General features: G+C 41.5%; 15 protein-coding genes. All 15 read left to right on the top strand.

The features are described 5' to 3' along the window. Positions 1–139: 139 nt before the first annotated feature. The 15 genes from AYJ55_RS22905 (at position 140) to AYJ55_RS22845 (ending at position 9,329) form a co-directional block, all read left to right on the top strand. On the top strand, positions 140–502 hold the full coding sequence (locus tag AYJ55_RS22905; RefSeq protein ID WP_342668207.1) for a hypothetical protein: 363 nt from the start codon (positions 140–142) through the stop codon (positions 500–502). A gap of 14 nt (positions 503–516) precedes the next feature. Further along, positions 517–645, top strand: coding sequence for a hypothetical protein (locus AYJ55_RS35260; RefSeq protein WP_342668206.1), 129 nt, complete (start codon positions 517–519; stop codon positions 643–645). Continuing rightward, entirely contained in the window at positions 642–839 is a 198-nt protein-coding gene (locus AYJ55_RS22900; RefSeq protein ID WP_063657645.1) for a hypothetical protein, read from the top strand. The genes AYJ55_RS35260 and AYJ55_RS22900 overlap by 4 nt, the downstream gene beginning before the upstream one ends. A 6-nt stretch (positions 840–845) precedes the next feature. After that, entirely contained in the window at positions 846–1,088 is a 243-nt protein-coding gene (locus tag AYJ55_RS22895; RefSeq protein ID WP_063658053.1) for a hypothetical protein, read from the top strand. Positions 1,089–1,258: 170 nt separating this feature from the next. Beyond that, a complete protein-coding gene (locus AYJ55_RS22890; RefSeq protein WP_063658051.1) occupies positions 1,259–1,444 on the top strand; it encodes a hypothetical protein in 186 nt (61 codons plus the stop codon). Then, positions 1,392–1,598 (top strand): site-specific integrase, encoded by a 207-nt coding sequence (locus AYJ55_RS31305; RefSeq protein ID WP_187153370.1) that lies wholly within the window; start codon positions 1,392–1,394, stop codon positions 1,596–1,598. Before AYJ55_RS22890 ends, AYJ55_RS31305 begins: the two co-directional genes overlap by 53 nt. Beyond that, positions 1,562–1,840: a tyrosine-type recombinase/integrase gene (locus AYJ55_RS22885; RefSeq protein WP_063658049.1), complete on the top strand. Its 279-nt coding sequence runs from the start codon at positions 1,562–1,564 to the stop codon at positions 1,838–1,840. Before AYJ55_RS31305 ends, AYJ55_RS22885 begins: the two co-directional genes overlap by 37 nt. Positions 1,841–2,100: 260 nt before the next feature. Further along, the gene (locus AYJ55_RS22880) at positions 2,101–2,700 is read left to right on the top strand and encodes a hypothetical protein (protein ID WP_063657649.1); all 600 of its coding nucleotides are present in this window, start codon (positions 2,101–2,103) and stop codon (positions 2,698–2,700) included. 162 nt (positions 2,701–2,862) lie between these two features. Further along, positions 2,863–4,470, top strand: a complete 1,608-nt coding sequence (locus AYJ55_RS22875) for a terminase large subunit (protein WP_063657829.1) — start codon at positions 2,863–2,865, stop codon at positions 4,468–4,470. Then, positions 4,470–4,763, top strand: a complete 294-nt coding sequence (locus AYJ55_RS22870; protein ID WP_063658047.1) for a lysis system i-spanin subunit Rz — start codon at positions 4,470–4,472, stop codon at positions 4,761–4,763. The genes AYJ55_RS22875 and AYJ55_RS22870 overlap by 1 nt, the downstream gene beginning before the upstream one ends. A gap of 170 nt (positions 4,764–4,933) precedes the next feature. Beyond that, entirely contained in the window at positions 4,934–5,506 is a 573-nt protein-coding gene (locus AYJ55_RS22865; RefSeq protein ID WP_063657676.1) for a hypothetical protein, read from the top strand. After that, positions 5,503–5,700, top strand: coding sequence for a hypothetical protein (locus tag AYJ55_RS22860; protein ID WP_063657645.1), 198 nt, complete (start codon positions 5,503–5,505; stop codon positions 5,698–5,700). Before AYJ55_RS22865 ends, AYJ55_RS22860 begins: the two co-directional genes overlap by 4 nt. 6 nt (positions 5,701–5,706) lie before the next feature. Further along, complete coding sequence (locus AYJ55_RS22855) at positions 5,707–6,699, top strand: tyrosine-type recombinase/integrase (protein WP_063657707.1); 993 nt, start codon at positions 5,707–5,709, stop codon at positions 6,697–6,699. Between the two features lie 260 nt (positions 6,700–6,959). Beyond that, on the top strand, positions 6,960–7,559 hold the full coding sequence (locus AYJ55_RS22850; protein ID WP_063657649.1) for a hypothetical protein: 600 nt from the start codon (positions 6,960–6,962) through the stop codon (positions 7,557–7,559). Between the two features lie 162 nt (positions 7,560–7,721). Next, positions 7,722–9,329, top strand: coding sequence for a terminase large subunit (locus AYJ55_RS22845; RefSeq protein ID WP_063657829.1), 1,608 nt, complete (start codon positions 7,722–7,724; stop codon positions 9,327–9,329). The last annotated feature ends 127 nt before the right edge of the window (positions 9,330–9,456 follow it).

Raw genomic sequence — 9,456 nt, 5'->3', positions numbered from 1 at the left:
TTTAAAATGGTGCTTTTCTGTGGGCGGCTGTTCTGTGCGCGCAGGTTCGATTTTCTATAAGGAAAAGTACGATGAAATTAGTAACAACTAAAATGACAATTTTTTAGTAACAGAAATGCCAACAATGACCAGTCTGGAAATGGTGGACTATATTAATGCGGAGCGGAAATCAAAAGCGGAAGCAGAGAGATTAACGTTTCCTTGCAAAAAATATCGCAAGTTACAGCACAATAATTTTATGGCAAAAGTACCCAAAGTTCTTGGAGAAACATCTGCTAAATTTTTAGCTGATGATATTTTCACCACTGGAAACGGTGCCCAGTCTATTCGAAAAATTTACCGATTTCCAAAACGTGAAGCCTGTCTAATGGCAATGAGTTACAGCTATGAGTTACAGGCTAAAATCTATGACTACATGACGGAGTTGGAAGAAAATAAAGGATTAGCTTTTACTATTGAGCAATTACAAAAATATTGTTGCTACAGCCAGAAAAGAGTCTGATAAAGACTCTTCGGATGCTGGTCGTCGATTACGTAAGCGTCAAGATGATTTACCCATTCTTTAAAAAAGCTGAAAAAACAGTAATGGAGTTATCTCAAATCCCCCTTGATTTAATTGGTGGAAGCATGAGGTTAGAAGGATGACTCCTGAGCAATTCATCGAAGCCAATGTTAAGGCCGAGTTAATCAAGCTGGGCTTTTCTACCTCTGTCGCCAGCTTAGCCACCCGTGAAGCCATCCGCTATTATCGCAAACAGCCAGCTAGTAGAAGAGGCAAGATGATAGAAGATTGTCTTAATCAAGCAAAAATTGTGGCCAGGTTAACAACAAAGCGATAATCGCAAATGAGTTCAATTAAACAAGTCAAAACTCGCCATGATAGCGAGGGTTTTCGTGTGCATTACGAAAATCCAGCAGGACGATTTCATAAAAGCTTTAAAACGCGGGAAGCTGCTTGCCATTTTCTTTTTCTGAGCGAATCTGAGCGATTTTTGGCGATGATGGCAAAAGAAAAAGAGCAATGCCTGAGATTGGCATCTTCGCAAGTTGATTCAGTTTTATGTGGGGAAAAAGGTCTTTCAGTGTGAAACGGGGCATTTACGCAAAGTTCGCTCGATACGATTAAACATGCCTTGTTTTCGATTGACGAAACGTTGCAAGCAAAAAATGGCGTTGAATATTCGCCCGGAGTGAATTTAACGGTTTACCGGAAAATACGCTTAAACATCTGCATTCTGCCTATTTGCTGCTGAAAGCAATGCGAAATGTTGGTGTCAGTCCAATTCCAAAATTGAAAAGAAAAGGGGAAAAGCCTATTTTCATTCCGGCGTTTGAGAATGTGGATAGGATGATTGAAGAAGCGCCCGTCAGAGAAAAGATTGCCCTTCATCTTGGCATCGGTGATTGGGCTTCGGATAAGCGAAATATTGGCATTGGATTATAGCGATATTCAAGGGGAATATTTGAATATCTCAAAACATGTAACACGAAACGGTGTTATTGAAGGCTTAAAAGCTGACGTTCAGCGATTGTTACCGATGCCAAAAGGGTTATTGTCGCTATGGATAAAAACAAGTTTGGGTTACATGAACCATTAATTGTCAGTCAATCAGTGAAAAGACTGTCGTTAAATTACAGTACGACAGGAATTGTTAAGGAATTACTGGAAAAATTCAGGATTGGGAAATTTCATAACTTACGGCATTTTGCAGCGGTACGTCTTATCAAAAAACGGAATGATATTCATGTTATTTCTAAAATGCTGGGTCATAAAAACATTGAGACCACCTCAAATATTTACGGTCGATTTTCAGGGTCAATTTTTGAGTTAAATTTTTAACATTTGCGTTCATTTTTTAATCATTAAGGTAAATGGGGTTAAAACCTTAATTGCTTTACATCAAAGGGATTCAGGTAAAAAATTACAGAATAGCCAAAAACGCATAATTCCGCAGTCATACTTCCGCATTTTGAAAAATTGGAAAACCTAATAATAACAACGCATGAAGAGGGATTTTTTTCGCATACTTCCGCAAAATAAGTCCGCACCCAAAATGGCTAATTTTACGAATGTTGCACAAAGGTTAAAAAGAGGTTGTCATGTCAGGGAAAGCTAAATATAAAAAAGCGTATATTGATGACGTGATCAACCTGTCTTTGGTGAAAGGCAAAGTATCAAATCATTTCATTGCAAAATGGCTGCATGTGGATGAAAAAACGATTAGAAATTGGCGAAAGGATTATTACGAATTTGATCATGCTTTTCATCATGCGGCCGACATTTTGAAAAAAGAGCTAGCAGAAACAGCAAGGCAAAACACCAAAATCCGAAAACGCAAAATTATTAAAACCACGGCAGACGGCGAAACGACAACGATAGAAGAAGTATTGCCTAGTCACAATGATATTGCCGTTTACAAAAAGATGGGGATCAATGAAGTCTTCTTTAACGATGAAAAGCATCAACAAAAAGAATACTTAAGATCGATACTCGAGCGAAAAAAATCAGCCGAAATCACTTCACTAGAGGCCGCGCAATTTTTAGAGATAGAAGGCATTCCTATACCAACTACCTTATTACTGGAAATTAAGCAATTGCAAGGTAGCCCTATACCAGAAGATATACTACCGCAAAATGCAATTACTCGAGAAATGACTTTAGAAGAGGCCGCAGAAGCGTACCAAAAACTGATGGGGTAAAGGGTTAAAATCGCTTACTTATTTATGTTATAAATGATATTAAATTTAAATATTTATTTAATATCAATTGATTATATGAGTTTAACCCCATTTTTTGTATTTTTATGTACACGTTTATGTGCAAAATATTTTTTTGAGTCGCTTTTTTCCGGACAAATTCCTATGCCGTTACCTTTTCCTTTTGACTTTAAAAAACCAGATTATTTTAAGGTATTTGAGTGGCGCGATGAGCGTCTACAACGGTTACGCCAGCAGCCGGAAAGTTTTAAACGATTAACCCGATTTTATAAGGATAATCCCGCGCAGTTTATTATTGACTGGGGCATGACGACAGACCCACGAAATGTCGATTACGGGTTACCGGTGACTATTCCTTTTTTGCTGTTCCCGAAACAGGAAGCATGGATTGACTGGATAATGACACGCTGGAAAGGACGTGAAAACGGTATTACCGAAAAAAGCCGCGAAATGGGCTTAAGCTGGACGTCAATTGCACTCGCATGCGCTTTATGTCTCTTTAATAAAGAGATGGTAATTGGCTTTGGCTCCCGCAAAGAAGAGTATGTTGACAGCACCGGTGACCCGAAAGCGTTGTTCTGGAAAGCCCGTAAGTTTATTGAAACTTTACCGCAAGAGTTTCGGGGAGGCTGGGTAGCGAAAAAACACGCGCCTTATATGCGGGTCAATTTTCCAAACACCGGCGCCATTATCAAGGGTGAAGCGGGGGACAATATTGGACGGGGTGACCGGACGACACTCTATTTCGTCGACGAAGCCGCCTTTTTGCCTCGTCCGCTATTGATTGATGCTGCCCTATCGCAAACTACCCGCTGCCGCATTGACTTAAGTTCGGTTAATGGGATGGACAATCCTTTTGCCCAAAAACGCCACAGTGGACGTATTCCGGTGTTTACCTTTCACTGGCGCAATGACCCCCGTAAAGATGAACAATGGTACGAAAAAGAGTGCCTGAAAATCGATAATCCGGTCATTGTGGCGCAGGAACTGGATTTGAACTATCAGGCGTCTGTTGAAGGTATCTTAATTCCCGCCGAATGGGTACAGGCGGCCATTGATGCCCATATCAAACTGGGGTTTTTGACAACGGGGGCTAAACGACTCGGTTTTGACGTTGCAGATGAGGGCGATGACAGCAACGCCCTCACGTTTGTACACGGATCGGTTGTCACGGATTGCCAGCAGTGGAGTAAAGGCGACGTGATCAGCTCAGCAAACCGAGTCAAAAACTATGCTGAGGAAGTCCATGCCGATGAAATCATCTATGACTCCATCGGGGTAGGGGCAGGGGTGAAAGCGCATCTACGACGGACATGTCATATCACCGCAACCGGATTCAACGCGGGTGGGGCTGTCTTTAAACCTGACGCAAAATATGTGGCGGGAAAAACCAATAAAGATATGTTCGCGAATATTAAGGCGCAAGCCTGGTGGGGCGTCCGAGACCGTTTTTTTAATACCTGGCGGTGTATCATGCATTTGGAAAAATATCCGGATGACAAACGTTTCATCAATCAATTTACCGATGGCCTGTTAATCAGTCTCAGTTCAGGCATAAAAGAACTTGACGTACTGAAAGCTGAATTATCCCGTCCTCGGGTGGATTACGACAACAATGGACGGGTGAAAGTCGAGAGCAAAAAAGACATGAAAAAACGGGGCATCGCTTCACCCAACATGGCCGATTCATTAATTATGGCTTTTTCCCCCGTTCCTAAACCGTTTCACATTCCCGACGAGGCATTTTTCTAATGAACAAAAGAAACAGGAAAAAGGACGTTAAGCCTGAAAGGAAAAAGCTATTTTCCATCTCTGATATCGATATGTATCCGGTCAGTGAGCAGCCAGTCTACGAATTCAAACCCTATGCCCCTCCCGCAGGCGTGATACCCGAAGCAAAGAGAGCGGACGCGCTGGCGAATGATGCCACCCCACAACTTAGTAAGGCAGCTCGAGAAGATTATTTCCGTCTCAGAGCGATGATAGCTGAGAACGAAAAGCAGACGGAATATCTACAGCAGTACATCAAAACACAGTGTCACTGAATCGGTCATTGGCACGTTCAAATCTTAACAATCTCAGCGCCACGCACGCGCATCAATAAAACACAGAACCTTATAGAAAGTCGAGCCTGAAGAACGCCGTTTAAAATGGTGCTTTTCTGTGGGCGGCTGTTCTGTGCGCGCAGGTTCGATTTTCTATAAGGAAAAGTACGATGAAATTAGTAACAACTAAAAATGACAATTTTTTAGTAACAGAAATGCCAACAATGACCAGTCTGGAAATGGTGGACTATATTAATGCGGAGCGGAAATCAAAAGCGGAAGCAGAGAGATTAACGTTTCCTTGCAAAAAATATCGCAAGTTACAGCACAATAATTTTATGGCAAAAGTACCCAAAGTTCTTGGAGAAACATCTGCTAAATTTTTAGCTGATGATATTTTCACCACTGGAAACGGTGCCCAGTCTATTCGAAAAATTTACCGATTTCCAAAACGTGAAGCCTGTCTAATGGCAATGAGTTACAGCTATGAGTTACAGGCTAAAATCTATGACTACATGACGGAGTTGGAAGAAAATAAAGGATTAGCTTTTACTATTGAGCAATTACAAAATATTGTTGCTACAGCCAGAAAAGAGTCTGATAAAGACTCTTCGGATGCTGGTCGTCGATTACGTAAGCGTCAAGATGATTTACCCATTCTTAAAAAAGCTGAAAAAACAGTAATGGAGTTATCTCAAATCCCCCTTGATTTAATTGGTGGAAGCATGAGGTTAGAAGGATGACTCCTGAGCAATTCATCGAAGCCAATGTTAAGGCCGAGTTAATCAAGCTGGGCTTTTCTACCTCTGTCGCCAGCTTAGCCACCCGTGAAGCCATCCGCTATTATCGCAAACAGCCAGCTAGTAGAAGAGGCAAGATGATAGAAGATTGTCTTAATCAAGCAAAAATTGTGGCCAGGTTAACAACAAAGCGATAATCGCAAATGAGTTCAATTAAACAAGTCAAAACTCGCCATGATAGCGAGGGTTTTCGTGTGCATTACGAAAATCCAGCAGGACGATTTCATAAAAGCTTTAAAACGCGGGAAGCTGCTTGCCATTTTCTTTTTCTGAGCGAATCTGAGCGATTTTTGGCGATGATGGCAAAAGAAAAAGAGCAATGCCGAGATTGGCATCTTCGCAAGTTGATTCAGTTTTATGTGGGGAAAAAGGTCTTTCAGTGTGAAACGGGGCATTTACGGCAAAGTTCGCTCGATACGATTAAACATGCCTTGTTTTCGATTGACGAAACGTTGCAAGCAAAAATGGCGTTGAATATTCGCCCGAGTGAATTTAACGGTTTACCGGAAAATACGCTTAAACATCTGCATTCTGCCTATTTGCTGCTGAAAGCAATGCGAAATGTTGGTGTCAGTCCAATTCCAAAATTGAAAAGAAAAGGGGAAAAGCCTATTTTCATTCCGGCGTTTGAGAATGTGGATAGGATGATTGAAGAAGCGCCCGTCAGAGAAAAGATTGCCTTCATCTTGGCATCGGTGATTGGGCTTCGGATAAGCGAAATATTGGCATTGGATTATAGCGATATTCAAGGGGAATATTTGAATATCTCAAAACATGTAACACGAAACGGTGTTATTGAAGGCTTAAAAGCTGACGTTCAGCGATTGTTACCGATGCCAAAAGGGTTATTGTCGCTATTGGATAAAAACAAGTTTGGGTTACATGAACCATTAATTGTCAGTCAATCAGTGAAAAGACTGTCGTTAAATTACAGTACGACAGGAATTGTTAAGGAATTACTGGAAAAATTCAGGATTGGGAAATTTCATAACTTACGGCATTTTGCAGCGGTACGTCTTATCAAAAAACGGAATGATATTCATGTTATTTCTAAAATGCTGGGTCATAAAAACATTGAGACCACCTCAAATATTTACGGTCGATTTTCAGGGTCAATTTTTGAGTTAAATTTTTAACATTTGCGTTCATTTTTTAATCATTAAGGTAAATGGGGTTAAAACCTTAATTGCTTTACATCAAAGGGATTCAGGTAAAAAATTACAGAATAGCCAAAAACGCATAATTCCGCAGTCATACTTCCGCATTTTGAAAAATTGGAAAACCTAATAATAACAACGCATGAAGAGGGATTTTTTTCGCATACTTCCGCAAAATAAGTCCGCACCCAAAATGGCTAATTTTACGAATGTTGCACAAAGGTTAAAAAGAGGTTGTCATGTCAGGGAAAGCTAAATATAAAAAAGCGTATATTGATGACGTGATCAACCTGTCTTTGGTGAAAGGCAAAGTATCAAATCATTTCATTGCAAAATGGCTGCATGTGGATGAAAAAACGATTAGAAATTGGCGAAAGGATTATTACGAATTTGATCATGCTTTTCATCATGCGGCCGACATTTTGAAAAAAGAGCTAGCAGAAACAGCAAGGCAAAACACCAAAATCCGAAAACGCAAAATTATTAAAACCACGGCAGACGGCGAAACGACAACGATAGAAGAAGTATTGCCTAGTCACAATGATATTGCCGTTTACAAAAAGATGGGGATCAATGAAGTCTTCTTTAACGATGAAAAGCATCAACAAAAAGAATACTTAAGATCGATACTCGAGCGAAAAAAATCAGCCGAAATCACTTCACTAGAGGCCGCGCAATTTTTAGAGATAGAAGGCATTCCTATACCAACTACCTTATTACTGGAAATTAAGCAATTGCAAGGTAGCCCTATACCAGAAGATATACTACCGCAAAATGCAATTACTCGAGAAATGACTTTAGAAGAGGCCGCAGAAGCGTACCAAAAACTGATGGGGTAAAGGGTTAAAATCGCTTACTTATTTATGTTATAAATGATATTAAATTTAAATATTTATTTAATATCAATTGATTATATGAGTTTAACCCCATTTTTTGTATTTTTATGTACACGTTTATGTGCAAAATATTTTTTTGAGTCGCTTTTTTCCGGACAAATTCCTATGCCGTTACCTTTTCCTTTTGACTTTAAAAAACCAGATTATTTTAAGGTATTTGAGTGGCGCGATGAGCGTCTACAACGGTTACGCCAGCAGCCGGAAAGTTTTAAACGATTAACCCGATTTTATAAGGATAATCCCGCGCAGTTTATTATTGACTGGGGCATGACGACAGACCCACGAAATGTCGATTACGGGTTACCGGTGACTATTCCTTTTTTGCTGTTCCCGAAACAGGAAGCATGGATTGACTGGATAATGACACGCTGGAAAGGACGTGAAAACGGTATTACCGAAAAAAGCCGCGAAATGGGCTTAAGCTGGACGTCAATTGCACTCGCATGCGCTTTATGTCTCTTTAATAAAGAGATGGTAATTGGCTTTGGCTCCCGCAAAGAAGAGTATGTTGACAGCACCGGTGACCCGAAAGCGTTGTTCTGGAAAGCCCGTAAGTTTATTGAAACTTTACCGCAAGAGTTTCGGGGAGGCTGGGTAGCGAAAAAACACGCGCCTTATATGCGGGTCAATTTTCCAAACACCGGCGCCATTATCAAGGGTGAAGCGGGGGACAATATTGGACGGGGTGACCGGACGACACTCTATTTCGTCGACGAAGCCGCCTTTTTGCCTCGTCCGCTATTGATTGATGCTGCCCTATCGCAAACTACCCGCTGCCGCATTGACTTAAGTTCGGTTAATGGGATGGACAATCCTTTTGCCCAAAAACGCCACAGTGGACGTATTCCGGTGTTTACCTTTCACTGGCGCAATGACCCCCGTAAAGATGAACAATGGTACGAAAAAGAGTGCCTGAAAATCGATAATCCGGTCATTGTGGCGCAGGAACTGGATTTGAACTATCAGGCGTCTGTTGAAGGTATCTTAATTCCCGCCGAATGGGTACAGGCGGCCATTGATGCCCATATCAAACTGGGGTTTTTGACAACGGGGGCTAAACGACTCGGTTTTGACGTTGCAGATGAGGGCGATGACAGCAACGCCCTCACGTTTGTACACGGATCGGTTGTCACGGATTGCCAGCAGTGGAGTAAAGGCGACGTGATCAGCTCAGCAAACCGAGTCAAAAACTATGCTGAGGAAGTCCATGCCGATGAAATCATCTATGACTCCATCGGGGTAGGGGCAGGGGTGAAAGCGCATCTACGACGGACATGTCATATCACCGCAACCGGATTCAACGCGGGTGGGGCTGTCTTTAAACCTGACGCAAAATATGTGGCGGGAAAAACCAATAAAGATATGTTCGCGAATATTAAGGCGCAAGCCTGGTGGGGCGTCCGAGACCGTTTTTTTAATACCTGGCGGTGTATCATGCATTTGGAAAAATATCCGGATGACAAACGTTTCATCAATCAATTTACCGATGGCCTGTTAATCAGTCTCAGTTCAGGCATAAAAGAACTTGACGTACTGAAAGCTGAATTATCCCGTCCTCGGGTGGATTACGACAACAATGGACGGGTGAAAGTCGAGAGCAAAAAAGACATGAAAAAACGGGGCATCGCTTCACCCAACATGGCCGATTCATTAATTATGGCTTTTTCCCCCGTTCCTAAACCGTTTCACATTCCCGACGAGGCATTTTTCTAATGAACAAAAGAAACAGGAAAAAGGACGTTAAGCCTGAAAGGAAAAAGCTATTTTCCATCTCTGATATCGATATGTATCCGGTCAGTGAGCAGCCAGTCTACGAATTCAAACCCTATGCCCCTCCCGC

The organism is Candidatus Arsenophonus triatominarum (genome assembly GCF_001640365.1).
Taxonomy (GTDB): Bacteria; Pseudomonadota; Gammaproteobacteria; order Enterobacterales; family Enterobacteriaceae; genus Arsenophonus; species Arsenophonus triatominarum.
This window is presented reverse-complemented; position numbering and strand designations above follow the sequence as displayed.

Bases quoted from the DNA above. Each gene is read 5' to 3' on its own strand.
- AYJ55_RS22905 (WP_342668207.1), top strand. From the start codon at position 140: ATGGTGGACTATATTAATGCGGAGCGGAAATCAAAAGCGGAAGCAGAG.
- AYJ55_RS35260 (WP_342668206.1), top strand. From the start codon at position 517: ATGCTGGTCGTCGATTACGTAAGCGTCAAGATGATTTACCCATTCTTT.
- AYJ55_RS22900 (WP_063657645.1), top strand. From the start codon at position 642: ATGACTCCTGAGCAATTCATCGAAGCCAATGTTAAGGCCGAGTTAATC.
- AYJ55_RS22895 (WP_063658053.1), top strand. From the start codon at position 846: ATGAGTTCAATTAAACAAGTCAAAACTCGCCATGATAGCGAGGGTTTT.
- AYJ55_RS22890 (WP_063658051.1), top strand. From the start codon at position 1,259: ATGCGAAATGTTGGTGTCAGTCCAATTCCAAAATTGAAAAGAAAAGGG.
- AYJ55_RS22885 (WP_063658049.1), top strand. From the start codon at position 1,562: ATGGATAAAAACAAGTTTGGGTTACATGAACCATTAATTGTCAGTCAA.
- AYJ55_RS22880 (WP_063657649.1), top strand. From the start codon at position 2,101: ATGTCAGGGAAAGCTAAATATAAAAAAGCGTATATTGATGACGTGATC.
- AYJ55_RS22875 (WP_063657829.1), top strand. From the start codon at position 2,863: ATGCCGTTACCTTTTCCTTTTGACTTTAAAAAACCAGATTATTTTAAG.
- AYJ55_RS22870 (WP_063658047.1), top strand. From the start codon at position 4,470: ATGAACAAAAGAAACAGGAAAAAGGACGTTAAGCCTGAAAGGAAAAAG.
- AYJ55_RS22865 (WP_063657676.1), top strand. From the start codon at position 4,934: ATGAAATTAGTAACAACTAAAAATGACAATTTTTTAGTAACAGAAATG.
- AYJ55_RS22860 (WP_063657645.1), top strand. From the start codon at position 5,503: ATGACTCCTGAGCAATTCATCGAAGCCAATGTTAAGGCCGAGTTAATC.
- AYJ55_RS22855 (WP_063657707.1), top strand. From the start codon at position 5,707: ATGAGTTCAATTAAACAAGTCAAAACTCGCCATGATAGCGAGGGTTTT.
- AYJ55_RS22850 (WP_063657649.1), top strand. From the start codon at position 6,960: ATGTCAGGGAAAGCTAAATATAAAAAAGCGTATATTGATGACGTGATC.
- AYJ55_RS22845 (WP_063657829.1), top strand. From the start codon at position 7,722: ATGCCGTTACCTTTTCCTTTTGACTTTAAAAAACCAGATTATTTTAAG.